Source organism: Novosphingobium sp. GW835-FHT14H07 (assembly GCF_058793515.1).
The window spans coordinates 266,059-292,235 of record NZ_JBXAFX010000001.1; the positions used below are offsets into that span (position 1 = coordinate 266,059).

22 protein-coding genes and 2 tRNA genes are annotated in these 26,177 nt (G+C 62.5%); 4 read left to right on the top strand and 20 right to left on the bottom strand.

The window, feature by feature from the left end:
- Positions 1–2: 2 nt before the first annotated feature.
- The 3 genes from AC1Q5P_RS01270 to AC1Q5P_RS01280 all read right to left on the bottom strand — a co-directional run bounded on the left by AC1Q5P_RS01270 (position 3) and on the right by AC1Q5P_RS01280 (position 679).
- Positions 3–76, bottom strand: a tRNA-Arg gene (locus AC1Q5P_RS01270).
- A gap of 63 nt (positions 77–139) precedes the next feature.
- Positions 140–216, bottom strand: a tRNA-Arg gene (locus AC1Q5P_RS01275).
- A 28-nt stretch (positions 217–244) separates the two neighbouring features.
- Positions 245–679 carry a (deoxy)nucleoside triphosphate pyrophosphohydrolase gene (locus tag AC1Q5P_RS01280; RefSeq protein WP_492517922.1) on the bottom strand — a complete coding sequence of 145 codons (435 nt, stop codon included), beginning with the start codon at positions 677–679 and terminating at the stop codon, positions 245–247.
- 72 nt (positions 680–751) lie between these two features.
- Between AC1Q5P_RS01280 and AC1Q5P_RS01285 the strand changes: the two genes are divergently transcribed.
- Both AC1Q5P_RS01285 and AC1Q5P_RS01290 read left to right on the top strand, forming a co-directional pair.
- The gene (locus AC1Q5P_RS01285) at positions 752–934 is read left to right on the top strand and encodes a Flp family type IVb pilin (protein WP_193826635.1); all 183 of its coding nucleotides are present in this window, start codon (positions 752–754) and stop codon (positions 932–934) included.
- Positions 935–1,034: 100 nt separating this feature from the next.
- On the top strand, positions 1,035–1,214 hold the full coding sequence (locus AC1Q5P_RS01290) for a Flp family type IVb pilin (RefSeq protein ID WP_492517923.1): 180 nt from the start codon (positions 1,035–1,037) through the stop codon (positions 1,212–1,214).
- A 91-nt stretch (positions 1,215–1,305) separates the two neighbouring features.
- On the opposite strand, the gene AC1Q5P_RS01295 is transcribed toward AC1Q5P_RS01290, so the two are convergent.
- The 5 genes from AC1Q5P_RS01295 to AC1Q5P_RS01315 form a co-directional block, all read right to left on the bottom strand.
- A complete protein-coding gene (locus AC1Q5P_RS01295; protein WP_169745700.1) occupies positions 1,306–2,733 on the bottom strand; it encodes a M48 family metalloprotease in 1,428 nt (475 codons plus the stop codon).
- A gap of 176 nt (positions 2,734–2,909) precedes the next feature.
- The gene (locus AC1Q5P_RS01300) at positions 2,910–3,854 is read right to left on the bottom strand and encodes an acetyl-CoA carboxylase carboxyltransferase subunit alpha (RefSeq protein WP_492517924.1); all 945 of its coding nucleotides are present in this window, start codon (positions 3,852–3,854) and stop codon (positions 2,910–2,912) included.
- 32 nt (positions 3,855–3,886) lie between these two features.
- The gene (locus AC1Q5P_RS01305; RefSeq protein WP_492517997.1) at positions 3,887–4,726 is read right to left on the bottom strand and encodes a tyrosine recombinase; all 840 of its coding nucleotides are present in this window, start codon (positions 4,724–4,726) and stop codon (positions 3,887–3,889) included.
- A 46-nt stretch (positions 4,727–4,772) separates the two neighbouring features.
- Complete coding sequence (locus tag AC1Q5P_RS01310) at positions 4,773–6,452, bottom strand: hypothetical protein (protein ID WP_492517925.1); 1,680 nt, start codon at positions 6,450–6,452, stop codon at positions 4,773–4,775.
- A gap of 227 nt (positions 6,453–6,679) precedes the next feature.
- Entirely contained in the window at positions 6,680–6,823 is a 144-nt protein-coding gene (locus AC1Q5P_RS01315; RefSeq protein WP_156135713.1) for a hypothetical protein, read from the bottom strand.
- Between the two features lie 97 nt (positions 6,824–6,920).
- On the opposite strand from AC1Q5P_RS01315, the gene AC1Q5P_RS01320 reads away from it, so the two are divergent.
- Positions 6,921–7,502, top strand: a complete 582-nt coding sequence (locus AC1Q5P_RS01320; RefSeq protein ID WP_039332172.1) for a shikimate kinase — start codon at positions 6,921–6,923, stop codon at positions 7,500–7,502.
- Positions 7,493–8,599: a 3-dehydroquinate synthase gene (gene aroB / locus AC1Q5P_RS01325; protein WP_492478005.1), complete on the top strand. Its 1,107-nt coding sequence runs from the start codon at positions 7,493–7,495 to the stop codon at positions 8,597–8,599. Before AC1Q5P_RS01320 ends, aroB begins: the two co-directional genes overlap by 10 nt.
- On the opposite strand, the gene AC1Q5P_RS01330 is transcribed toward aroB, so the two are convergent.
- From AC1Q5P_RS01330 to AC1Q5P_RS01385, 12 genes are all read right to left on the bottom strand, one after another.
- The gene (locus AC1Q5P_RS01330; protein ID WP_492478004.1) at positions 8,596–9,048 is read right to left on the bottom strand and encodes a DUF488 domain-containing protein; all 453 of its coding nucleotides are present in this window, start codon (positions 9,046–9,048) and stop codon (positions 8,596–8,598) included. The genes aroB and AC1Q5P_RS01330 overlap by 4 nt on opposite strands.
- Positions 9,049–9,086: 38 nt before the next feature.
- Positions 9,087–9,869, bottom strand: coding sequence for an enoyl-CoA hydratase-related protein (locus tag AC1Q5P_RS01335; protein ID WP_039332424.1), 783 nt, complete (start codon positions 9,867–9,869; stop codon positions 9,087–9,089).
- Positions 9,870–10,035: 166 nt separating this feature from the next.
- A complete protein-coding gene (locus tag AC1Q5P_RS01340) occupies positions 10,036–11,004 on the bottom strand; it encodes a glucokinase (RefSeq protein WP_492478003.1) in 969 nt (322 codons plus the stop codon).
- 28 nt (positions 11,005–11,032) lie between these two features.
- Positions 11,033–12,871, bottom strand: a complete 1,839-nt coding sequence (gene edd / locus AC1Q5P_RS01345; RefSeq protein WP_492517926.1) for a phosphogluconate dehydratase — start codon at positions 12,869–12,871, stop codon at positions 11,033–11,035.
- Positions 12,871–13,497: a 6-phosphogluconolactonase gene (locus AC1Q5P_RS01350; protein ID WP_492517927.1), complete on the bottom strand. Its 627-nt coding sequence runs from the start codon at positions 13,495–13,497 to the stop codon at positions 12,871–12,873. Before AC1Q5P_RS01350 ends, edd begins: the two co-directional genes overlap by 1 nt.
- Positions 13,490–14,938: a glucose-6-phosphate dehydrogenase gene (gene zwf, locus AC1Q5P_RS01355; protein WP_039332162.1), complete on the bottom strand. Its 1,449-nt coding sequence runs from the start codon at positions 14,936–14,938 to the stop codon at positions 13,490–13,492. Before zwf ends, AC1Q5P_RS01350 begins: the two co-directional genes overlap by 8 nt.
- A 171-nt stretch (positions 14,939–15,109) precedes the next feature.
- Positions 15,110–16,021, bottom strand: a complete 912-nt coding sequence (locus AC1Q5P_RS01360) for an alpha/beta hydrolase (RefSeq protein WP_492517928.1) — start codon at positions 16,019–16,021, stop codon at positions 15,110–15,112.
- 1 nt (position 16,022) lies between these two features.
- The gene (locus AC1Q5P_RS01365) at positions 16,023–18,071 is read right to left on the bottom strand and encodes a glycoside hydrolase family 97 protein (protein ID WP_492517929.1); all 2,049 of its coding nucleotides are present in this window, start codon (positions 18,069–18,071) and stop codon (positions 16,023–16,025) included.
- A complete protein-coding gene (locus AC1Q5P_RS01370; protein ID WP_492517930.1) occupies positions 18,071–19,705 on the bottom strand; it encodes an alpha-amylase family glycosyl hydrolase in 1,635 nt (544 codons plus the stop codon). The genes AC1Q5P_RS01365 and AC1Q5P_RS01370 overlap by 1 nt, the downstream gene beginning before the upstream one ends.
- A complete protein-coding gene (locus AC1Q5P_RS01375; protein WP_492517931.1) occupies positions 19,702–21,525 on the bottom strand; it encodes an alpha-amylase family glycosyl hydrolase in 1,824 nt (607 codons plus the stop codon). Before AC1Q5P_RS01375 ends, AC1Q5P_RS01370 begins: the two co-directional genes overlap by 4 nt.
- Complete coding sequence (locus AC1Q5P_RS01380) at positions 21,518–23,044, bottom strand: tryptophan halogenase family protein (protein WP_492517932.1); 1,527 nt, start codon at positions 23,042–23,044, stop codon at positions 21,518–21,520. Before AC1Q5P_RS01380 ends, AC1Q5P_RS01375 begins: the two co-directional genes overlap by 8 nt.
- 114 nt (positions 23,045–23,158) lie before the next feature.
- Positions 23,159–25,879, bottom strand: a complete 2,721-nt coding sequence (locus AC1Q5P_RS01385) for a TonB-dependent receptor (RefSeq protein WP_052242088.1) — start codon at positions 25,877–25,879, stop codon at positions 23,159–23,161.
- Positions 25,880–26,177: the final 298 nt, after the last annotated feature.

Below are 26,177 nucleotides of genomic sequence, written 5' to 3' on the forward strand. Positions count from 1 at the left end.
GGCGCACCCGGAACGATTCGAACGTCCGACCCTCAGATTCGTAGTCTGATGCTCTATCCAGCTGAGCTACGGGTGCTCACCATCATGTCGTGGCTGAACCAGCGGCACAGCCCTCCCGAATCACCTTCCCGGGGGAAGGTGGCGCACCCGGAACGATTCGAACGTCCGACCCTCAGATTCGTAGTCTGATGCTCTATCCAGCTGAGCTACGGGTGCTTGGGAGACGCGCCTTTAGGGGGCTGATTCACCTTTGGCAACCCCCAAGCAGAGGAATTACCGCCTGGGCTAGCGGAATGTCCAACGGGGGCATCGGCAGAGCTGCCAGTTCCTTGGCGTCTACCCAGCGGATGGCGCTCCCAGCTTCCTTGGCCATTGCCACGCCACCCCAGATTCGCGCGCCATAGAGCAAAAGGAGGATCTGCCGGGAGCTGGAGGCCAGCGCATCATTGGCAAAGCAAATCGGGAACAGGGCTTCTGCGTCGATCGCAAGGCCGAGTTCTTCGTCGATTTCCCTTACAACCGCGGCAGCGAGGGTCTCCCCCGCCTCCACCTTGCCGCCGGGGAACTCCCAGAGGCCGCCGTGCTGCTTGTTCGGGGGGCGTTGTTGCATCAGCACGCGCCCTGCCCGATCAAGGATCGCTACCGCCACGACGATCATGACTGTCGAGAATTTTTCCATTCCGCGCGCCTATCAACCTTTTCTTAGGAATGGCAACGTAGACCAACCTACGCTGCAACCATGGAAACGGAAATGAAGACCCTTCTTCTGAAAATCTTCCGTAACCATTGCGGCGCTACAGCTGTCGAATACGGTTTACTTATCTCGTTGATCGGCCTTGCTGCCACCTTTGGCATGAAGAACTTCACCGCAGCTTTGTACAACTTGTACGTCACTGTAGATGAAAACACTAACCAGAAGACGAATACGGATTAACGAATCCTTAGTCTTTTGTAAGTAAGAGTACGAATGCTCGCTCCGGGGACAAAATGGGGCGGGACGGGAAGAATGAAGCACCACCTCTAGGAGACCGAACATGAAGCTTTTCCGTGACCTGCTCGCCAACAACGAAGGTGCCACCGCGATCGAATACGGCCTGATCGCTGCCCTCGTTGCTGTTGCTGCCATCGGCGCGATGACCTCGCTGGGCAAATCGCTGAGCAACACCTTCACCGACGTGTCGACCGACATGGACACCGCTGACAAGGCCAACTAATAGTCGGCGCCTCGCCAGAGGATTTGTAGAGGCAGGTGCCATGGCACCTGCCTCTTTTCGTATGTTCGTCGAAAATTCAGAAGAAGCAGCGTCAATAGACGACCAGCTTGACCTTCTGCCCCGCAACCAGACGGCTCCCTGAGGAAAGACCGTTGAGCACCAGGAACCGTTGCAGCGGCTGGTCGGTATAAGCCATCCGCTTCGCCAGGGATTCGACAGTGTCGCCCGATTTTACAGTGACCACCGACAGACGGCGAGGCTTGACCGCCGATGCTTCGGTTGCACTGATTCTCCGGATGGACCGGAACATGGTATCGAACTGTGAGGCTTGCCCAGCCTGGCTGATGGTCGTGAAGTGATAGGCCTGCTGCGGGCCGAATTCATACGCGAACACCACAACGTCAACCTGTCCATTGCCGCTGTTTACGCGGGCTGTACCGTAGACGGCGGGGATGCCGTTGACCGTGGTCCGTTCAAGCGTTGCAGGCGCGAGCTGCTGTTGGCTTGACAGCTTGGTGAAGACCGAGCGCACGTAATTCTCGAGATTTCCACTATATGCTGCGGTCGAAAACTCGCCCTTCCCGCTTTGCCCGGAGATGGAGACGGCCCGCGTGCCATTCACGAGGTAGAAGCCATTGGGGGCCCGGAAGGCAAGCCGCAGAGCGGGATGCACGAAGCTGGAACCGTCGACGATGCCTTGGGCAGGATCATCCCCATAGGTTAGCCCGTTGATGCCAGCGAGGAAGGTATCGCGGTTCGTTCTTCCGGTGGTGTTGCCCGCTCGGGTTAATGCTGCCCGGACACGCGACGCGGGGTCAGGGTGGGTGCTGGCCCATTCCGGCACCTGATTCGTCGTCCCCTTAACGCTGGCATCAAGTGCGTTCTGGTTGGCAAGGCTCTGCAGAACTGTCGACATCGCCCGAGGATCGTAGCCTGCCCGCTGAAGATAGGTGATCCCGAGGTTGTCCGCTTCGGTTTCCTGCCCGCGCGAATACTTGAGAGTCAGCAACTGGCTGCCGGTCGAGAAAATCTGCTGGCCAAGCTGGCCGAGGGCGCTGTTACCGAGCAAGGCACCCGACAGGATCGATCCAAGCGCTCCGAGCAACGAATTGCGAGTCGCCTGGCTTTCGCGCTTGGCCGCGTGGCGTGCGGCCACGTGACCGACTTCATGCCCCAGCACGCCGGCCAGTTCGGCCTCGTTGTTCATCAGCGCCGCAAGCTGACGCGTTACGTAGACATAGCCACCGGGGATGGCGAAAGCATTGTTGACCGGGGAATTCAGCAAGGTGACGGTGAAATCACCGCGGGCGTTGCTGAGGCCGGACTGGATCGCGATATTCTTGCCCACCGTTTCGACATAGGTGGCCTGCGCCCCCGTCATCGCTCCGCCAAATTCCTGAAGCAGTTGTGGATGCGCCTCGGCGCCCTGCTTCTTGTCGGCTGCGCTGATAGCCTGCGTCGCGCCTTGCGCGCTTGCCGGGCTGCCAGTTTGACTGACACACGCAGGCAGAGACGACATCGCGATGACTGACACAGTCAGAAACGCTGCACGCGAACGGCGGAATAACGGCATCTTCAACTCCCCAAGGCGAAGGTCTAGCGGGACGCGAGTGCAGAACACCCGCCCGCTACGGGACTGGTCCGATAACCGTCTTGTCGCAAATCCGGTTCCCGAGCGCCAGATGGCGCCCGCGATCAGGCGCCGATGCGCAGGAAGCGTTCTGCCCGGATCTGGCGCAGCTCGTCCGCCGGCTTTCCGACGAGGGCATCGAGCTCTTCGCCGATGGCCTTGCCCAGGAGCGCACAGGTCGCGTCAGGATCGCGATGCGCTCCTCCAACGGGTTCGCGCACGATGCGGTCGATCACGCCAAGCGAAAGCAGATCCTGCGCCGTCACCTTCATCGCCTCTGCCGCGTCTGCGGCCTTCTCGGCCGTACGCCACAGGATAGAGGCACATCCTTCGGGAGAAATGACCGAATAAACGGCATGTTCTAGCATCAGGACGCGTTCTGCGCTTGCCAGCGCCACTGCGCCGCCGGATCCGCCCTCGCCCACAATGGTCGCCACCATCGGAACGCCCAGCGCAAGACAGGCCTCCGTTGACCTTGCGATTGCTTCAGCCTGACCGCGCTCTTCCGCCTCTACGCCCGGGAAGGCTCCCGAGGTATCCACAAGCGTCACGACAGGCAGCCCGAATCGGCTCGCCAATTCCATCAGCCGGATCGCCTTGCGATAGCCTTCGGGCTTGCCCATGCCGAAGTTGTGGCGAATGCGGCTTTGGGTGTCGTTGCCCTTTTCATGGCCGATAAGCATGAGCCGGCGACCATCCAGCTTGGCGAAACCACCGACGATCGCCTGATCTTCACCGAACAGACGATCCCCGCCCAAAGGCATGAAATCCGTAAAGATCTTCTCGACGTAGTCCTTGAAATGCGGACGTGAAGGGTGCCGTGCAACCTGCGTCTTCTGCCAAGGGGTCAGCGCCTTGTACGTGCTGGCAAGCAATTCGGCCGACTTGCTTTCAAGCCTGCGGATCTCGGACGAGATGTCGATGTCTCCGCCCTGCGCAGTCTGGCGCAGTTCGGCGATGCGGGCTTCCAGCGCTGCGACCGGCTTTTCGAACTCGAGGTAGGAAATCATGGCCAATCCGCTAGGCGCGAGCGCGGATTTGGTCAACTCCGGGCAAGCGGATGACGCTGGTTTACGAGGGCGACCAGACGCGCGGAATCAACGTGCGTGTAGATCTGCGTGGTCGCGATATCGGCGTGGCCCAGCAAGGTCTGCAACACGCGCAGGTCAGCGCCGCCCTCCAGGAGATGGGTGGCGAAGGCATGGCGCAGCACATGCGGGCTGACCTTTTCCGGGTCCAGGCCAGCCCGAAGCGCCAAATCCCTTAGCAACTGGAACAATCGAACGCGCGACAGGAACCCACCTCGCGGCGATGGGAAGACGAATCGCCCGCCCCCTCCCCGCGCTACCAGCCAATCGGACAACGCCTTCACGGCCCGGGCGGAAACCGGCACCATCCGCTGCGTCCCTCCCTTTCCCGTGATCGTCAGGAACGGTGCATCACGAGGCACCGCGGCCAATGGGAGCGAAACCAGCTCAGTCGCTCGCAGGCCAGACCCGTAGAGAAGCTCCAACAGCGCCAGCATCCGCAGACCCTCCGGAGTTCGGGACGCGGCATCCTCTTCCGCCTGCCTGAAAAGAGCGCCGATCTCCTCATGGCCGAGCAGGCGGGGGAGAGGGCGACGGGTCTTTGGCCGTGGCAAGGCGCCGGACGGATCGTCCTCTCTCACCCCTTCGTCGACAAGGAAGCCGTAGAACTGCCGCAAAGCCGAAGACTTTCGTGCCAGCGAGGCTGGCGCCAGGTCCGCAAAGGCGACCGAAAGCCGCGAAATGTCTTCGCGCGTTGCTGTCGACAAGCACCCGATCGCCTCGGCCGCACCCGCAAGATCGCGGCGATAGGCGGCGATTGTATTGGGTGCCGCTCCGCGCTGGACAGCCAGCATCGACAGAAAATCTTCGACTGCAGGCTCTGCCCTGGCTTTCACCCCCTTAGACGCGAGCGACGGCTTCGGCAGCAATCATGCGCGCCTCGTTATCGAGCCCGACACGGTGCAGGGCCGACACCACATGATAGAGGTGCAACGGGGTCATCCGGCCCCAGCCATCGCCCTGCATGCCAAAGGCCGCAAGCAAAGCCACCAAGGCCTGATTGTTCGACGCCGCAGCCTGATCGATCGCCCGGGTCCAACGAGTCTGCCGGTTGAAATCAACGCCCAGCTTGCCTGCAAAGTCGCGCGCGGCGGCAGGGTCGACCCGCTCGAGCCCCATCATGCCCGCAAGCAGGAAGCGCGATCTGATCGCGTTATCGGAGTCGTCATTGTCAGCGAATGCGTTCAGCCCTTCAGACCCAGTCCGGTTCGCCCGGCCCGGATTTGACAGGACCAGCAATCCCCAGGCCTCCGTTCCAACCGGGCAAAACGGTGCCCATTTTATCGCGTTGCGATCGAGTCCGGCGGTCAGCATCGACGAAATCAAGGGCGCCGCGCTATCGGCTAGTGCCTCGGAGGGGACCATCCGTGCTGATGCATGAGATGTTAGGACCAGCCCTGCATAGGCCCGCTCCGGATCATTGCCATCGCCCCACAGGCTGCGGATCGCGTCAAGCCGGTCTTCCTGCGCCTCGGCCACATAGGCGGTGCGCAGGGTCGCTGCCCGCTGGGTCCATTCATCCTCAGTGGCGTCTGCTGCCTCGGCATCGCGCTGAGCATAGATCGCGCTGTAGAGGTCGATCAGTGACCGCGACGACAGTACGCCACGTGCAGCGCCAACATCGGCAGCCGCGGCCCGTGAATAAATGGAGAGCATCGGCGCCCGCGCCGCCAGCAAGGCATAGTTCTCGCCAGCCTTCTTGCGCAGGTCCTCCGGAGGCTCAAGCCCTGTGGCAAAGGACATGCCGATGCTCCAGGGCGTCAGTGCCTCCACATCGTTCCACTCGATCTTGACAGCACGCCGCGCGTTCGTTGCCGCTCCGGCGAACTTCTGTGCCAGCAAGATGTCGATCTTGGTTCCGGTTCCCCTGCGCAAGGCCTTGTCGAGCGTGGCCATCGCGGTCGACCCTTCGTCGGTGAAGGCAGAACAGATCGCACGCGAAAGTTCCCAGTCCCACCCGGGCCGGCCTGCGGCAGTTAGCGCTGTGATGGGACACAGCCCGACGGGATCCGCCGTGGCAAGGAAGCTCGCCATCGCGGCGTCCTCAAGGCCACGGGTGAAATTTCCGCTGTCGACCGATTGCACCATCGCCCGCGCCGCGTCCGCTTCGCCCATGCGCAGCAGCAGCTGCGCACGCATCGCCGCCCAGTCCGCCCCGTTCATGCCGACAGGTGTTGCCAGCCTGCTGGCAATCACCCTGCGTGCGAGGATGTGGCCCCAGCGCGACACGAAGCGTCCGCGCATCTTCGTGATCACGCCCTCGACGAACGGGCCGTTGAGGTAATGCGTCGAGCCGACCGGGAAACCGCCATCGCTCTGGTCGATCACGCCCACGACATCGAGGCTGCGCCGTCCGGCCGGCGGAATGTCCGATTTGGGCCTCGCCGAATCTATCAGCTTGGCGAGGAGTGCCGGGTCGATCGAATCGAGCAATGCCTGATCGCTGAGACCGCCCCCGGTCGTGGCTACGGGTTGCACCGTGTCGGGCAACGGTTGCACGACAGGCGAAGCTGTCGGCATGGGAGCCGCCGATCCCGATGCAGCTGGACGCACTGCCGCGGGAGCCGCGTTACGTGCCGGTGCCGGTGCCGGGGCGCTGGAACGCTGTGGCGCAGGGCGCGTGGGCGCAGGAGGGTTATCAAAGCCCGGCGGGAGCAGGGATTCCTGCGCAAGCAAGGCCCCGGACAGGGAAGCCAGGGCAGCAACCCCGCCCAGCCAGAACGTCATCCTTCCGGACACAGGCCTGCTCACTGCGCATTGCCCCCGACCGGAGGTTCGCCGACCGGCTGTTCAACCCACTGCATCGGCTGTGTTCCACCCCTGATCCAGATCACCGTCAACAAGGCCACCACTACAACTGCTGCCAGAGCGACCACGGCAATCCTCTTCATTCAACCACCCGGTACCAGACGACAAACCCTTTTGCACCGCCGTGCAGTCGAGGCGGTGCTTGCAACGGGCACTAGCGCAAGTATAGGCGGCGCGGCAATGGAACATGACGCGCATCCGCTCAGCTCGTCCGAAATCGCCCGCATCGCGCGGCGGATTGCACGACCGTTGGTACTCGTCGGCATGATGGGCGTGGGAAAGACGACCGTCGGCAGAAAGCTGGCGACAATGCTGCACCTGCCTTTCCTTGACGCGGACGAAGAGATCGAACGCGCCGCACACATGCCAATCCCCGAGATTTTTGCCACCTATGGCGAACAATATTTTCGCGATGGTGAGCGTCGCGTCATCGTTCGCCTGATGGGCACAGGGCAGCACACGGATCGCAAGGTGCTGTCCACCGGCGGCGGAGCGTTCTGCAATGCCGAAACCCGCGCACTGATCCTTGAAAAAGGCATTGCAGTCTGGCTCGACAGTGACGTCGAAACCCTTGTCGAGCGGGTAGGCCGGAAGGACAACCGCCCCCTCCTTCGGTCGGGAGACCCGCGCGAGATCCTGGCTCGCCTCAAGGCAGAACGGGAACCGTTCTACTCCCAGGCCCCGATTCACGTCACCAGCAGTGCGCAGCCGCATCATGTGACTGCCGACAAGATACTCAAGGCAATCGACAAATGGCTGTGATCCCCGTCGCCATCGCTGGCGCCCCTTACGAAGTGCGCATCGAGGCAGGGCTGCTGTCCAATGCGGGCCAGCATTGCCGGCCATTCCTGCGCAAGGACCGTGTTGCCGTTATCACCGATGCGAACGTCGCCGCAAATTGGCGCGAAGTGGTTGCGGCCTCATTCACGGCTGCAGGCATCCGCAGCGAATGGCTCGTTCTGACCGCCGGCGAAAGCACCAAGAGCTGGCAGTGCCTCGCCGAAGTTGTCGACTGGCTGCTGGCACTGGAAGTCGAGCGCAAGGACAACATCGTTGCCCTCGGCGGAGGCGTGATCGGAGACTTGACGGGATTTGCCGCCTCGATGGTCAAGCGGGGCTGCGGGTTCGTCCAGATTCCCACCACGCTCCTTGCCCAGGTCGATTCCAGTGTCGGGGGCAAGACCGCAATCAACACGCCCGCCGGCAAGAACCTGGTTGGCGCATTCCACCAGCCCTCGCTGGTACTCGCCGATCCGCTGGCCCTCGACACGCTGCCCTTGCGCGACACCCGTGCAGGCTACGCCGAGGTCATCAAGTACGGCCTGATTGACGACGCGCCCTTCTTCGAATGGTGCGAGGCCAATGGGACAAGGTTGCTCGCAGGTGACAGCGGCGCGCGGGAAACTGCAATTGCCAGGAGCGTTGCAGCAAAGGCCCGGATCGTCGCCGCAGACGAGAAGGAGACTGCCGGAATCCGCGCGTTGCTGAACCTTGGCCACACCTTTGGCCACGCGCTGGAAGCGGAGACCGGCTTTTCGGACCGCCTGCTCCATGGGGAAGGCGTTGCCCTGGGCATGGTACTCGCCGCGCGCTTCTCGGCACGTCGAGGGCTCATGAACGGACAGGATGCGCGTCGGATAGCGGCCCACATGGAAGCGGTCGGCCTGCCATCATCGTTGCAATCGCTTGGCCTTGCCTGCGATGGCCGCCGCCTTGTGGACCACATGCTGCACGACAAGAAAATGGACGCAGGCACCTTGCCCTTCCTGCTGATGCGGGGGATCGGGCAGACATTCCTTGCAAAGGACGTCGACCTCGCCGACGTGGCAGCGTTCCTCGATGAGGAATTGCGCGCCTAGGCAGCGTCCACGGGGATCAGGTCGATCACCTCGAAGTCCGGCAAGATGGCCTGCCGCAGCAAGGTGCGATGGCAGCCGTGTGCCTCGCGCTCATAGCAGAGCAGAGCAACCTTGCGCTCGCTTGCCATGTCGGCCAACCTGGCACCGGCCGCAATCGCTTCGGGAAGTTCGAGCTGGCCTTCGTAAATCCGCTCGAGAGTTGCGTGATCGTTGCGCCGTGCCGCCGCGCGTCCTTCGGCCGGGGTTCCGAGCGCCTTGAAATGCACATACTCGATCCCGGCGTCGCGCGCATTTGCCGCCAACGCCGACTTAGAGAAGCCCGGCCTGCGAGACAGAGGAAGGGCCCGGACATCGGCAAGCACCTCAACGCCCGCCTCACGCAGCGCTTTCATCACCGCAGGCACGGTTGCCTGCTCATAGCCGATAGTCCAGATCCTGCGGGTGGTCATACCCCTGAAGTGGGGTAGACCATCCGCATATCAAGGGTTTACTTGCCGGTGAACGCCGCCTTGCGCTTTTCGAGAAACGCCTTTCCACCTTCGGCCGCATCGGCGCTGTCGCCGGCTTTCCATTGTCCTTCGGCTTCGACGAGCAAGGCGCTGGCGTAGTCCGCTTCAAGCGCCTTGGCGATGTTCTGCCGCATCACGCCGAGGGCAACCGTTGGCCCTGCTGCCAGTCGGGTAGCCAGAGCCATCGCCTCGTCCTGGAGAGCGGCATCGTCCACAGCCTTGTAGATCAGGCCCCAGCTTTCTGCCTTCTCCGCTCCGATCTTCTCGCCCAGCATCATCATCTCGGTGGCGCGCGCCTTGCCGACAAGACGCGTAAGCATCCATGAGGCGCCCCCATCGGGCACGAGCCCAATGTTGACAAAAGCCTGGAGGAAGTAGGCGCTGCGGGCGGCGATCACGAAATCGGCTGCCAGCGCTATCGAGCATCCGACGCCTGCCGCAGGTCCATTGACCGCCGTGACCACCGGAACCGGCAGGCGCGATAATGCAAGCATCAAGGGATTATAGGCCTGCGTCAGCGCAGTGTAGGCACCTCGCCCGCCTGCAATCGAGCGATCACCCCGCGCGGCAAGATCAGCGCCGGAGCAAAACGCGCGGCCCTCTCCGGTGATCACGACGGCACGTGCTCCACCGAGATCGTTGACGGCATTGGCCAGTTCAAGCGCCATGTTCGGCGGACAGGCGTTCAGCCGCTCCGGCCGGTTCAGCACGATCTTGAGGACATCGCCTGCACGCTCGACGCGAATGGTCTCGTATTCCATCTGGGCACCTTCTCCTTCGGCATCCGCATTCATGCTTCCGACCCAAGCAATACCGCTTCGGCAGAACGAATCCACCAGAATTAATTGCCCGATTAAAGCGAGAATGCCGGTCTATCTGGTCCCATCCATAGGCGGACGCGGCACCGCACGCCTATCCACACATTGATCAGTCTGGATAGGCTTGGGCGTAGGCTGCTGCTGCACCGAACAGGCCCGGCTGCGGGTGGGTAATCAGCTTCACCGGGATCGCCGCCATCAGCCCTTCGAAGCGACCCTTGGCGCGGAACCGGTCAGCAAATCCCGATCGCACTAGCGTGTCCTTGATGCGCAGGCCAAGTCCGCCCGCCATCACCACGCCAGTCGAACCGTGCGCAAGCGCGAGGTCGCCGGCAACGCTGCCCAACGAAAGGCAGAATCTGTCAACCGCCGCCGCCGCCAGGCTATCGCCACCTGAAGTGCCGAGTTCCCAAAGCTCGCGGTCCGTGCGGGGGGTGTATGGGCGCCCTTCCAACAGCGCGAGAGCCTCGTAGATGTCGACTATGCCCGGCCCTGCCACGACACGTTCGACCGATACCCGGCGATGACGCTTGCGCAGGCCTGCGAGGATCGCATCCTCGATCGCATCGAGCGGCGCGTAATCGATATGCCCGCCCTCGGTCGGTTGAACGCGATATGCGCTTTCGTTCCGCCAGAGTTGCGCGACACCGAGGCCGGTGCCGGGGCCGACGACGCTGATCACGCCAGTGGATGGCAAATCCGTTTCCGGGCCGGAGAGATGCAGGAAATGACTATCGTCCGCCTGCGCCACTGCATGAGCCACGGCGGCAAAATCGTTCACCACCACGTAGCGTTCCGCACCGAGCTTTTCGGGAATCAGAGCCGGTCGGATGATCCACGGATTGTTGGTGAACTTGATGATCTCGCCGCCAACCGGACCCGCAACTGCGATCGCTGCTGCCGACGGCAACGGCCTGCCGACGATCCGCCCGTAGTCCTCCCAGGCGAGCTGGAAAGACCCGTGTTCGGCGGTCTTCAGCGTGACCGCTTCACCCAAGGAAACGACCCTTCCCCCCGTCACTTCCGCAATCGCGAAGCGGGCGTGGGTCCCGCCAATATCGACGGCAACTACCTGCATCCTGTCCCCCTATTCTCTTTCGTTGCCGTCAGAGCCCGGCTGCAGCCAGCATCGCCGAACCACCGCGTTCGGCCTCGTCCGAATGCAGGCGCATCAAGGCGAACAGTTCACGCCCAACGCCCATGGCTGCTTCGGGAGCAGGCGCATTCTCGCGTGCGGACCATTCAGCAGCATCGACCAACGCAGCCAGTTCGCCTGTGTCTGCGCAGACGCGCACGATGTCGCCGTCGCGCAGTTTGGCCAGTGGGCCACCGGTCTTCGCTTCCGGCGACACGTGGATCGCAGCAGGAACCTTGCCGGACGCGCCAGACATGCGGCCGTCAGTGACCAGAGCAACCTTGAAGCCGCGGTCCTGCAGCACTCCGAGCGGCGGTGTCAGCTTGTGCAACTCGGGCATGCCGTTCGACGCGGGTCCCTGGAACCGCACCACGACCACAACATCCTTCTCCAATTCGCCGGCCTTGAAGGCTGCCAGAACGTCGTTCTGGTCGCTGAATACCCGGCAAGGCGCTTCGATCGTCCAGCGCGAGGGGTCCACAGCGCTGACCTTGATCGTGCCGCGGCCGAGATTGCCCTTGAGCAGGCGGAAGCCGCCTTCGGGCTGGAATGGTGCAGCTACCGGGCGCAACATCTTGTCGTCGCCCGACACCTCTGGCGCGGCTCTCCATCTGAGCGTGTCGCCATCCATGACCGGCTCCTGCGCGCCCTCTTCGAGCGACTTGCCGTATACGGTCATGATATCCGCATGGGCGAGGCCTGCGCCGATCAATTCGCGGATAACGTAGGGCATGCCACCGGCCGCAGCAAAAGCGTTCACGTCGCCGGCCCCGTTCGGATAGACGCTGGCGATCAGCGGGACGGCGCGGCTCAGCTCGTCCATGTCGTCCCAGTCAATCTGGATGCCCGCGGCCCGCGCGATGGCTGGCAGGTGGATCACGTGGTTGGTCGAACCTCCGGTCGCCAGCAGACCGGCAATTGCGTTGACGATCGCCTTTTCATCCACGCACAGACCGAGCGGGCGGTAGTCGTCACCGTCCCAACCGATCTGGGTGATCCGGTGCACCGCAGCGCGGGTAAGTTCCTGGCGCAGCTTGAGGCCGGGCTGGACGAAGCTGGAGCCCGGCATGTGCAGGCCCATCATCTCCATCATCATCTGGTTGGAGTTGGCGGTGCCATAGAAAGTGCAGGTGCCGGGCGAATGGTAGCTTGCACTCTCGCTTTCGAGCAGTTCGTCGCGCCCGACCTTGCCCTCGGCATAGAGCTGGCGGATGCGGACCTTTTCCTTGTTGGGCAGGCCGCTCGGCATCGGGCCGGCGGGGACGAGGATCGTCGGCAGGTGCCCAAAGCGCAAGGACCCGATCAGCAGACCCGGCACGATCTTGTCGCAAATGCCCAGCAGCAGTGCGCCTTCGAACATGGCATGGCTAAGCCCGACGACCGCCGCCATCGCGATGTTGTCGCGGCTGAACAGCGACAGCTCCATCGAGTCCTGTCCCTGCGTCACGCCATCGCACATCGCCGGAACGCCGCCCGCAACCTGCGCCGTCGCGCCGACCTCACGGGCAAATATCTTGATCTGCTCAGGGTAGCGGCCATAGGGCTGATGCGCCGAGAGCATGTCGTTATAAGCGGTGACGATGCCGATGTTCATCGCCTTGCCGCTCTTGATCAGCGTCTTGTCCTCGCCCGAGGCGGCAAAGCCGTGGGCAAGGTTGCCGCATGAAAGCTGCGGGCGATTGAGGCCCTGTTCGCGCGACCGCTCGATCAGGTCGAGGTAGGCGGTGCGCGTGGGGCGCGAGCGTTCGATGATGCGTTGGGTGACGCGCTCGACGATAGGGTGCAGGGCGACACTGGAATTGGAGGGCATCATTCGCTCCAGTAGATGGTAACGGGCGGGCCAAAGCCGCGGAGGAAAGCTGTGACGGGATAACGCTCATCACCGTCAAGTGCCGCATCGAGCAGCGCCTTCTTCGAGGTGCCAGTCACGACAAGGATGATCTCCCTCGTCGCCTTGAGTGCTTTTTCATTCAAGGTGAGCCGATCGAACGGCGCTTCCTGCGGCAGCGGGATGGGCGTGGTCGCGATGACGGCAGGCCCGGGTCGGACATGCGCTGTCATTTCCGGGAACAGCGAGGCGACGTGCCCGTCCTCACCCATGCCGAGCCAGACGAGGTCGAATGGCGCGACTTGCGCGCCTTCTGCGAGGCGTTCGAATTGCGCACCGGAATCCCCGAGCGCTGCATGGATCTTGCCGAAGTTGCTTGCCGGATGGTCGTCCGCCACCCTGCGATCGTCAGTCAGGGCAATGGTGACGCTGGACCAGTCGAGCGGGCGATCCTTGAGCAGGGCCAGCACCTTGATCGGCGTGGAGCCCCCGGTGAACGCGATCCGCTTATGGCCCGCTGCCGAAACGACTCGCGCGATATGATCCGCCACGGCCGCAGCATCGCCGGGCTGCGCCCACCGCACGCTTGCCGGCACGAGGTCAGTCATTCCAACTTCTCCCGTCCCGTTCGGTCAGGGCAATGCCGGCGTTCGGCCCCCACGACCCAGCGGCATAGGGCCGAGCTTCCATCTCCGTGTCAGCCCAGACCTTGCGGATAGCGTCGACCCATTTCCACTGCGCTTCCACTTCGTCACGGCGCACGAACAGCGTCTGCTCGCCCTCGATCAGGTCGAGCAGCAAACGCTCGTAGGCAATGCGACGGCGCGCCTTCGCAAACGCCGTGGTCAGCGACAGGTCCAGGTTCACTTCGCGGAGCACGATACCCCCGCGATCCAGCCCCGGCTCCTTCGCCATGACCTGCAGGCGAACGTATTCCTCGGGCTGAAGGCGGATGACCAAGCGATTGGCGCGCAGGCGGCCACCACGCTCGGCGAAGACGTTGTGCGGCACCTGCTTGAATTCGACGACGATCTCGCTGCGCCGCTCGGCAAGGCGCTTGCCGGTACGCAGGTAGAACGGCACCCCGGTCCAGCGCCAGTTGTCGACGTGCGCCTTGATGGCGACGAAGGTCTCGGTATCCGATGCCTCGCCAAGATCTTCCTGATAGCCCGCCACCGAAGCGCCCTTGACTGCGCCGGTGCGATATTGGCCGCGCACCATCTCCTCGGCTTTTACCGGGCGCAGTGCGCGCAGCACCTTGACCTTCTCGTCGCGGATCGAAGTGGCATCGAGGCTGGCTGGCGGCTCCATCGCCGTCAGCGCCAGAAGTTGCAGCATATGGTTCTGCACCATGTCGCGCAGCGCACCGGTATCGTCGTAGAAACCCTTTCGGCCTTCGAGGCCAACCGTCTCGCTGACCGTGATCTGCACGTGATCGATGCCGCCCGCGTTCCACAACGGCTCGAACATCATGTTGGCAAAGCGCAGCGCCATCAGGTTCTGGACCGTTTCCTTGCCAAGGTAATGGTCGATCCGGAAGATCTGTTCCTCGGCAAAGGCGGCGGCGACAGCATCGTTGATCCGGGTGGACGAAGCGAGATCGTTGCCCAGCGGTTTTTCAAGGCCGATCCGGACATTGGCATGCGCCAGCCCCGCCCTCTTCAGGCCTTCGATGGTCGGTTCGAACAGGAAGGGTGCGGTCGACAGGAAAATCGACAGGCCGCACGAAGTATCACCCAGTTTTTCAGCGAGCGCGCCGAAGCCATCGACATTCGAGGCATCAAGCGTCTGGTATTCGAGCCGTTCGAGGAAGCTTGCCAGCTTCTCGTCATCGCGCCGGTCTTCTGGCAGGAACTCGGCGAGCGCGTTACGGGCGAACTCGCGGAACTCGGCGTCGTCATGCTCCGAACGGGCGGTGCCGACTATGCGCAGGTCGGGCCGGATCAGCCCGTCCTCGTGCAGTGCGTAAAGCGAAGGCAGCAGCATGCGCCGCGAAAGGTCCCCGGTCGCGCCGAACAGCAGCAGGGCCGAGCAACTGGTTTCGATCATCGACGCTAATCTCCCTTGGCAATGCGGCCCGCCGAAATCGGCGCCGGACCCGTGCCTTGCACCGGCCCTAGACCCTTAGTCCTTCCGGTTCAGCACGCATATGTATGCAGGATAGCTATGCGCTGGCGCCGGGTAGACATCCTTGCACTCCGACAGGCGCTCGGGCAACCGTCAGGGGCGAAAGAGCCACTCGAGCACTTCCGGCAAGCGGGCTGCCCAGGCGTCCTCGTCATGGGGCGCACCGGGATAGAACCGGCTCTCGAAATCTGCACCCTCTTGCCATCCTGCGCTCGCGAAGGCCTGATCGACCTCCTTCTGGTAAGGCGCATAGAACTGGTCGAGCGTCACGTCGCCATGGTCCATCCACACCCGGCGAGCATCGGGCTTGCCCAGCGTCGACGAGAAATAGTCGCGCCACACCTTCGCGGCCTGCGCGTCATAGCCAGCAACCGCGTCGGGGATCGCTGCCGGCCAATGTGAACTCAAGCAGGCCGCCCGCCCGAACACTTCAGGCCTGGCGGCAATGGCATAGCAGCTCATCAGGCCGCCCATGCTCGAGCCGATGATCGCGGTGTTGTTTTTTGCCGGACGCGTGCGGAACGAGCGGTCAACCCAAGGCTTCAGCACATCACCGATCCACGCGAGGTATCGAGACGAGGTCACAGGTCCCTTTGCCATCACGTCCATCTTCGCCCGCAGTTCCGGCGGAGCGGCATCGTAGGCCGGCTTCGGCAGATACTGGCGGAAGCGATCCTCACCCGGAGCCCAGATCCCGACGATAATCCGCGGTTCGATGCCTTTACCCATGACAGCAAGCATGGCCTTGTCCGCCGCCCAGATCTTGTCGAAGTTGGAATTTCGCCGGTCAAACAGGTTGTGCCCATCGTGCATGTAGACCACCGGATAGCTGCGGTTCGACCCGTCATATCCAGGCGGCAGCCAGATGCTCAGTCGCTGCGGCGGCAACCCTGCCGCCGCAATCTCGCTATATTCGATTATCCGCCCCTGATCCTGCGCCGCCGCCGGATGCGTGGTCATCGCCAGCAGGAGCATCCCCATCCCGGCAAGCAGGCGCAGCATCATGTCACTTCCCCGGATGCAGACGCACGGCGAGACCACCGCCGGGTGCCAGCCAGGCCGGCAGGACATCGCCCTTCTTCACCTTCAGCGTGGCATAGGCGATACGGTGCCGGGCCTCGGTCTCGTAAGTAGCGCCCTCGCCGTCCTTCCACAGTGTGGCGGTATAGGTCTTGCCCGGGTCGAGGAAGTCGAGGCTCAGCGAAACGTCGCGCGCGGTCGCATCGTTCACGCCCCCGACATACCAGTCCTCGCTGTTGCGGTCCTTGCGCGCAAAGATCGCGAAGTCACCCACCTCACCGGCGATCAGGTGGCTTTCGGACCAGTCGGCGGGCACCTGCTTGATGAAAGCCAGTTCCCTGGGATGCGCCTCGAGGCTCTCGATGAAGTCCGCTGCCATCTGGATCGGGGAATAGAGGGCAAGGTAAAGGCCGAGCTGCTTGGCAAGCGTGGAGGCCAACGGCACCTTGTTTGCGCCTTCAAGGCTCAGCACGCCCGGCGTGTAGTCCATCGGCCCGGACAGCATGCGGGTGTAGACCAGCGTCGGCTCGTGGTCCGGTCCGTTGGCAAACTGGCCCCAGGCATTGTATTCCATGCCCCGCGCGCCTTCGCGATCGATCCAGTTGGGATAGGTGCGGCGCAGGCCAGTGTCCTTCACCGGTTCGTGGGCGTTGACGACGATGCGATACTTCGCCGCCATCTCCACGACCTTGAGGTGATGCTGAACCTGCCGCTGGCCGTCATGGTATTCCATCTTGTACGTGTCCGGCGTGTCACCGGGGGCGAGGATGCCACCGGCGTCAGCGACATAGCCAGTTTTCACCGCCCGAACGCCCAACCGGTCGTAAAGCTTCATGGCGTCTTCGAGTTGGGCCTCGTAGTTCGCGATATTGCCGCCGGTTTCGTGGTGGCCGATCAACATGACGCCCTTCTTTGCGCCGTATCTCGTGACGGCTTCGATATCGAAGTCGGGCGTTGCCTGGGTGTAGCTGAAGTCCTTGCCGTTGCCGAACCATGTGCCGTTCCAGCCTTTGTCCCAGCCTTCCACCAGCACCCCGCCGAAACCGTGCTTGGCGGCAAAGTCCATGTACTGCTTGGTCCGCGCGGTCGTCGCGCCATGTTTGGGCCCTTCGGCCCACGACCAATCACCGCGGATCATGCCCCACCAGATGCCAATGTACTTCATCGGCTTGAAGTAGGAGACATCGCCGATCTTGTTGGGCTCGTTGAGGTTCAATTCGAGGTCGTTCTCGACCAGGCCCTTGGCACTGTCGGCGATGCGCAGCGTGCGCCATGGAGTGTTGAATGGCACTGCGCGCACAACCTTCGGGCCACTGGACGAAGGGGCCAGTGTCGCACGGAACGAAGTGCCGGTCTGACGCTTGAGCCACATTCCCGAATAATCGACCAGTGCGGCTTCATGGAACGACAGGTGGGTGCCGTCATCGAGCTTCATCGTGATCGGCGTGTGCGCGGTGGAGACGGCGTCGATCGGGGTCTTCTGGTAGACCTGCTCGTAACGGTTCCATTCGCCGCCGGGGATCCACCATGCGGTGCCGTTCTGCGCGACGTTGAACTCGGTCAGTTCATCGGCGATCTTCATCACCTTCATCGCGGGCTGTTCCGGGATCTCATAACGGAAGCCGAAGCCGTCATTGAACAGGCGGAAGCGCACATTCATGCGTCGGGCACCCCAGGCCGGCGTCTGTTCGAACCTGACCAGCAATTCATTGTGGTTGTCGCTGACATAGCGACGCTCGCCCCACGGCTGTTCCCAGGTTTCCTTCCCCGATGCGGTCTCGCTGCCGACGATCTTCTGGCCGCGCTGCATCGTCGGCCCGTCGCTGGTGATGAAGCCCAGCATCGACGACGCCAGCAGCAGCTTGCCCTTGCGGGTCAGGCTGTAAAGCGGGTGCCCGTCATTGTCGGTTGTGACGGAAAGGACCAACGATCCGTCCGGGGATGATGCTGTCACGGTTTCAGCAAGAGCCGGCGAAACGAGGGCGCACGAAAGGGTCAGCGCCAGCGGCGCTGCAACGTTCAGAAAGTTACGCATCAGATCCTCTCTTCGATCAGCAGCGCGCCAAATGGCGGCAACTGCCCAACAGTGGCGCCGTTTACCGACGCGAGTTCCTTGCCATCCCGAACCAGTCCTTGCGGCCAGACCACCGGGACGGAGGACAGGTTGAAAAGTCCTGCAATCGATTGCTCTCCCGAGACGCGACGGATAGCAAGCAGGCATTCGTCTGCATGGAGAACCTGGAATGAGCCAAGGCGTAGCGCATCGTTTTCACGGCGCAAACGCAGCAGGCGCGTGGTCAGATTGAGCAGCGACGACGGATCGGCTTCCTGCCGGTCTACCGCGCGCGCCAGATTCTCTTCGCCCAACGGCAGCCACGGCGCTCCGCATGTGAAGCCCCCCTCGCCTGACTGCACCACCCACGGCATCGGCGTGCGGGCCCCATCGCGTGAAAGCGTCAGCGGCCAGTTGGCAATCGCTTCCGGGTCCTGCAACTGCTCGAAGGGGATCTCGACCTGGGTCAACCCCAGTTCCTCGCCCTGATAGACAATGATGTTGCCCCGCAGCGACGTGAAAAGCATGGCCTTCAGCCGTGCAAACGCCTCGCGATCATCGAGGCCGCACCAGCGCGACAGTGCGCGGGGAGCGTCGTGGTTCTCGAAAGCCCAGCTCGGCCATCCGATACCCGGCGTGTCCGGCCACTTGGCAACGGCCTGCTCGACGAACTTCGGAGTCAGCTTGTCCGCATAGAGGAAGTCGAAGCCATAGGCGCTGTTGAGATGATCCTCGCCGGCGGTGAAGGCTTTCATCTCGGTCTCGGCCAGATCGCCACCCACTTCGGCCACAGTGAACACCGCGCCATACTGATCGCACAGTTCCCGCACGCGCTGGATGAACCTCAGGATATCCGGGTGCGACTGATTGTAGATCTTGAGCTGATAGTCAAAGGGGCGCGTCTTGCGACGCCCGTCATCGGGCGCTGGCGGATTATCGCGCAGCGTCGGGTCATGCATGAGGAAGTTGAGCGCATCGAGACGGAACCCGTCCACGCCACGATCCAGCCAGAAGCGCATGACGCCAAGCAGCGCATCTTGCACATCAGGATTGTGCGCATTCATCTGCGGCTGGCTGGAAAGGAAGTTGTGCAGGTAATACTGCTTGCGCCGCGCATCCCACGTCCATGCCGGACCGCCAAACACCGATTGCCAGTTTGAGGGTGGCGAACCGTCGGGCCTGGGATCGGCCCAGACGTACCAGTCCGCCTTGTCGTTCAGCTGATCCTGTCGGCTTTCCTCGAACCATGGATGGAGGTCCGAAGTATGGGCGTAGACCTGATCAATCGTGACCTTCAGCCCCAGTTCGTGGGCGCGTTTCACCATTGCGTCGAAATCGGCGAGCGTGCCGAAAATCGGATCGACGTCACAATAGTCGGCCACGTCATAGCCGAAATCGCGCATCGGCGATTTGAAGAACGGAGAGACCCAGATTGCATCCACGCCGAGGCGCGCCACGTGCTCCAGACGTTGCGTGATGCCCGGCAGGTCGCCGATGCCGTCACCATTGGAATCACAGAAGCTGCGCGGATAAATCTGATAGATCGCAGCGCCACGCCACCACGGCACGTCAGGCTGTGGCTTGGTGCTGGGAAGTACGGCTTCGGAAGTCTTCATCGAACGGTAGTTTCCGGGGAGGGAGCAACACGGCAAACCATGCTGCCGAAGGCGGGTAGCTCGACCGTAACGCTGCCGGGCGCGGAAACCTGCGCCGGGCATCGCCCATAGAGCTTCTCAAGGCTTGCTGCGGACACCCCGATCACGCTTTGCATGGCGATCGGCTTGTCCGAGGTATTGAAGGCAATGAAGTATTCGGTACCGCTAACCGGATCAAAGCGGGAGACCGAAAACAAGCCGGGCGCTTCCGAATACGTTCGCGTAACCTGCCGACCTCGCGCCAGCGCCGGGTGGGCCTTGCGCAGCTGGGCCAGGGTCGCGATCAACCTGTAAAAAGGGTGGGCCGGATCGAAGTTGGCCGTTGCGGTGGTTGCCGAAGTGCCGAGCAGACGATTGTCGTTGTAGCTCGCGACCATGCTGGCGAACATGTCCTCGCGGGCGTCCTGATCGTTGCCATCGCCCACAAAGCCCTGCTCGTCGCCAGAGTAGATCACTGGCGAACCACGCAGGGTCAGCAACATCACATGGGCAAGCTCGACGCGCTTGGTAAGTTCGGCGTCTGAAATCCCCGGCATGTCCTTGGCGAGCAGCGTGGAGAACCGGCCCATGTCGTGATTGCCAAGGAACGTCGGCATCGCCAGCGCGGCTTCTTCGCCGCCCTCATAGAGCACATCGCCATCGAAAGTATCGGCGAGGACCTCGGTACCCTTGCCCTGCCCCAGCACGGCGCGCACCGCGCCCTGAAAGGCGAAGTCCAGCACTGCCGGATAGCCGTCACGCCGGGTGTAACGGGCTATGGTGCCGGGGTCCGACCCTTCGTGCGCCACTTCGCCGAAAATCGAGAAGTTGGGTATGCCGGCCTGCTTCGCCGTCTCCAGCATCGCAGGGATAAACGCCTGCCAAAAACCCGGATCGACATGCTTGGCCGTGTCGATCCGGTAGCCGTCGATGCCGAACTGCCTGATCCAATCGGCATAGATCTCGATCATGCCGGCGCGTACCCGGGGATGCTCGGTGAAAAGGTCGTCAAGGCCGGCGAAGTCACCGAAGCGGCTGTTCTCGCCGCGGAACGTGCTGTCACCGCGGTTGTGGTAATAGATCGGATCGTTAAGCCAATCGGGCACCTTCACGTGCGCTTCGGCTGGCGGAACGAATGGCTCGTAGGCAAAGCCGGGATTGGTCAGCTTGGCGAAGTTGGCTGCACTCGAGTCCGCGTCTCCGGCGAACCCAGGATTGACCGGCTCACCATTCACGCCACCCTTGCGCGAATAGGGCCAGTTCGCCTTGTCGCGGTAGGTGTACTGGCCATCCTTGTACTGGATTACGTCAGCGGTGTGGTTGGCGATGATGTCCATGTAGACCTTCATCCCACGGGCGTGGGCCGCGTCGACAAGCGCCTTGAAGTCGGCATTGGTGCCGAAGTGCGGATCGACGCGGGTGAAGTCGGTCACCCAATAGCCGTGGTATCCGGCACTCTCGAGCCCCGGCCCGCCCTGCACCGGCTTGTTCTTGAAGACCGGTGCCACCCAGATCGCGGTGGCGCCAAGCCGCTGCAGGTAGTCTAACCGCTGGGTCAGCCCCTTGATGTCGCCGCCGTGGTAGAAGCCCTTGGCGGCGGGATCAAAACCGGTCTTGTAGCGATCTCCCTTCAGGCCGCCGCGATCATTGGCCTTGTCGCCATTCTCGAACCGATCGGGCAGGAGGAAATAGATCGTCTCCCCCGCTGCCGGACGCGCCCGGACTTCGGCGAGCGGCACGTCGGCCTGCGCGGGTTGCGAGGCGAGCAGCGCCAGAAGAGAAAGACCCATGACCTTACGCATGTGCCGGCACCTGTCCGCAAACATGCGACACGTATTCAGCGTGAGACGGCATTCGGGCAACGTCCTTTTCGTAGGCACCGCGCACGGTATCGAGGAAGGCTTTGAGGCTTTCGGGCGCAACCTGGTCGGCAAGCGGATGCCAGCGTGCGGGCACGACACCCTGCCCGATCATGACCTGCACCCAACCGGGCACGTCGAACAGTTCGTCGTGTTCGCGCACGATGCGTCCCGACGCCCGGAACATCGCAAGACGTTCGCCCAACGCATCGGGCAGTTGTCCGGCTGCCTCCATCTGCCGCAGAGAGTCCCAGAAGGGTTCGCCGTGCCTGCCATTGGCGACGTAATGCAGGATCACGAAATCGCGGATGCGCTCTATTTCGAAAGTTGCGAGGCGGTTGTAAGCATCGCGATCAGCATCCTGCACAGGGCCATTGGGCATGAAATCGACGAGGCGGCTGATTGCGGTCTGGATCAAGTGGATCGAGGTGGATTCCAAAGGCTCAATGAAGCCGGAGGAGAGCCCGATAGACACAACGTTCCGCTCCCAGAACTTCTCGCGCCGCCCGGCCTTGAAGCGGATGGTGCGCGGATCGGCCAGTTGCTCGCCATCGAGGCGGCCGATAAGCCGCGCTGTGGCTTCGTCTTCGCTCATCAGGTCGGAGCAGAAGACGTGGCCGTTTCCGGTACGATGCTGAAGCGGAATGCGCCAGCACCAGCCGGCGGGCTGGGCAATTGAACGGGTGTAAGGAACAAGCGGCTCAGCCCTGTCGCAGGGCACCGCCACTGCGCGATCGCATTTCAGCCACTGGCTCCAATCGACATAACCGACGCCCATCTCCTGCCCCAGAAGCAGGCTGCGGAAGCCAGAGCAGTCCACGAAGAGATCGCCGTCGATCACGTCGCCACGTTCGAGACGAAGTGCCGCCAGATTGCCGTTCAGCACATCGCGGTCGAAACCGACGATCCGCCCCTCGATCCGGCGAACGCCACGGCCTTCAGCGTAACGCCTGAGGAATGCGGCATAAAGCGAGGCGTCGAAATGGTAGGCGTATGGCATCGGCGGCAAGGCGCTACCTTGCGGACGGTCGATATGCGCGAACTTGTTTGCATCGGAAGCGACGGCGTTGAGCACGTATTCGCCCAGCGGACCGGCAAGGTCATGTGCACGGCCTCGCAGCCAGTAGTGGTGGAACGGCAGAACACCGAGGCTGCGACCCGTAAGCCCGAAGCCGTGGATGTAGCGGTCATCGAAACCACCCCAGCCTTCGAAAGCGATCCCAAGCTTCCAGGTGCCATGCGTTTCGCGCAGGAACTGGGCCTCGTCGATACCCAGTGTCTGGTTGAACAGGCGAACCATCGGGATGGTCGCCTCACCGACGCCGACCGTGCCGATTTCCTCGGACTCAATTAATGTCACCTGCCAGTGCGGCGAAGCCAGCCGGGCAAGAGCAGCGGCGGTCATCCATCCTGCCGTGCCGCCACCTGCAATGACGATCCTGCGCTGATCTGTAGCCGACACGTCCGTTCTCCCGCAGTGAATTCTCTCGAGAGTGCCTTCTGCGGGCACATTCTGGCAACGTCTCTGTCCCGAAAGGGTGGAGGGAGCGGGATGAGGCCGCTCCCTCCGGAGGGATCAGAACTTGTAGTTGAAGCCTGCCATGAAGCGACGACCGTAGGTCTGGTAGTTGCGGATCTGCAGCGGTGCGCCATTGTCGACCGAAACGAAGGGCTCGTCGGTCAGGTTCTGGCCCTGCACGAAGAGGGACAGGCCATTTAGCGGGCTGCTTTCCTGGAAGTCATAGCCGATCTGCGCATCGACGATGGTTTCCTTCAGCGCGCGGCGCAGTTCACGCTCGCCGCCGAAGCCGACAAAGATTCCCTGGAACGATGAGCGGTGACGGGCCGAGACGCGGGCGTTGAAGCCGGCCTTCTCAAAGAACAGCGTGCCCGAAGCAACCCAGCGCGAGTAGTCCGGAAGGTCCATCGAATTGGCGTTCGGACCCGGCTTGATCGAGGTCTTGGTGTAACCAAGCCCGCCCGTGAAGCCGAAGCCCTCGAGCGCCGGGGTGATGACTTCAAACGGAAGAGTTCCAGCGAGTTCCACACCATAAAGCTTGCCGCCCGAACCGTTGACCGCCGTGTTGATCGTACCGACGAAGTTCGTGATCGGAACCGGGGCGACGATCGGCAGGCCGGTGTAATCGTAAGGGACGACATCCTTGTAGATGTAGTTGTCGAGCTTCTTGTAGAACATCTGTAGGCCGACGTAGCCCTTGCGGCCGAAGTACTTTTCGATGTTCAGGTCAGCTGCCCATGCGCGATACGGACGCAGCTGCGGATTGCCGCCGTTACCGGTGATCACGCCGCTGTTGACGTTGTAGCTGTAGTCCAGGCTAACCTTCATGTCCTCGAAGCGCGGACGCTGGATCTCGCGCGCTGCGGCAAAGCGTACCACCCAGTCACCCGGAATGCGGAAATTAAGGTTGAGGCTTGGCAGGATGTCCCAGTAACGCGCGCCGCGGGTGACAGGCACCAGCGAGGCAGCCGCAAGGTTCACGAAGCCACGCGACTTTTGCTCGGTGTTCTGTGCGAGAACGCCGATATTGCCGTCCATCTCGACATCGCCGAGCGTCGCCTTGAGGTCGCCCTTGAAATAGATCGACATGACGCGCTCGGTGACCGAGTAAGCCTTTGCCGGAACGTCCTTCGAAGCGTTCAGCGTCTTTACGTAGACTCCGTCCTCGAGCAGCGCGAAGGGATCGTAGCCGATGACCGGACCGGCACCGATGAAGCCAAGGTCGGTTGCGCCCGTGCGGTACTTCTCCGGCACGACCAGCGACTTGGCGCCGCCGGCGAGGTTCAGGAAATACTCGACCGGCGTCTTTGCCTTGGTGCGATCGACGTAAGCCGTGCCTACCGTCAGCTTCGAGAGGAAGCTGTCTTCCAGTTCCTTGCCGACTTCGACCTGGAAGCTCTTGATCTCGTCGTCGATGATGCGGTCGTTGTAGTAGCCCTCCTGCGAACCATTCGGCGCGCCGCCACCCCAGCCGAGCGGGTCGGTCAGGACGATAGTGTTGTAGTTGCCATAATCGAGGACGTGGCTGGTGAAGCTGGTTCCGGTCGGACCGCTGACGAAGGTCAGCGTATCGGTCGCACCGACGCCAGCGCCCGGGCCGGTGCCCGCGTTGGTTTCAAGGGTAAGTTCGTTGCGATCGGTCTTCGAGTAGCCGAAGTCGAACGAGGCCGACCAGCCATCCTCACCGGCCCAAGCAGCGTTGAAACCGCCCGAGAAGATGTCCGAGTTGCGTTCGTAGCCATGATTGTTGACGACGGCCTCGACGCCCGAGAACGTGCCCTTGGTGATCAGGTTGCCGTTGGTCTCGATACCGGTAGGCGACAGCTGCGCACCACTCCAGGCCAGCGGAAACTCGATGCCACGCTTGATCTGCTTGTCCTTGAAGTTGCCGTAGAAACCGTCAACGGTCAGGGTCAGCTCGTCGACCGGCTTGAACTGCACGGTGCCCTGGATGCCGAGACGCTTGAGCTGCGTTGATACGCCAAAAGGCTTCATGCCGCCGATGATCTTGGTATTGTTCGGGCCGTCGGCGTAACCCCAAGCCTCGAATTCCTGAGCCTGATATGGCTCATCGGTGTAAGCAGCCGACAGAGCAACGCCAAGGCGATCTTCCATGAACTGGCCGACATAGGTCGCCGTCGCACGATAGCCGAACTCGTTGCTGTCCTTGTTGACTTTGCCAAGGTCAGCGTAAGTGCCGCGGCCGCCGAACGAGAGAAGGCCCTTGCCGAATTCCAGCGGACGGATCGTCTTGATGTCGACGGTGCCGACGAGGCCTTGGTGGACAAGGTTCGCCTGCGGCGTCTTGTAGACGTCAACGCGGCTGACGATTTCCGAAGGGAACTGATCGAACTCGACGTTGCGCTGTTCGCCCGTCGAGGTTTGCGGGCGACCGTTCAGCGTGGTCGAGGAAAGGTCCGCGCTCGAACCGCGGATAGCGATCGAGTTGGCGCGGCCGAACAGGCGCTGGGTGGTGAGACCCGGCAGGCGAGCGATCGATTCACCGATCGAGGCATCGGGCAGGCGGCCAATGTCTTCGGCCGAGACCGATTCCACGATCACCGGCGAGGTCTTCTTGACGTTGACGGCCGTGGCGAGCGCGGCGCGGAAACCGGTGACGACGATGGCCTGCTCCTGCGCCTCCGGAGCCGCGTCAGTTGCCTGCGCCTGATCCTGCGCCGGGGTGGCGTCCTGCGCCATGGCCGGAGTCGCAACGAGGGCGACTGTCATCGCTGCGAGCGATACGCCGGCAGCAGCGGATAATGTGCGAATTGCCATGTTGAAATTCACTCCCCCAAGCCGGAAGCTCCGACCCTGAACCTTCTGTTGAAACCGTGATTGCACTCGGCGGTGCCGCTGATCCCGGCCTTCCGCTCCATTCCGGTTTAAGGGAGCGATGAAGAATGGCGAATATGGCATACGTATACTATGCATGCGCCGCCCCCCGGATTGGTTTCAGTTGATGCTATTTGGCAACGCTCCCTCCGTGAGAAAAACCCTTGGGAAATCGGCATTTCCCATTGATTCTGGCAGCGCAACCGCCGAGCCATTGCATGACTGAGACATCACGCATAAA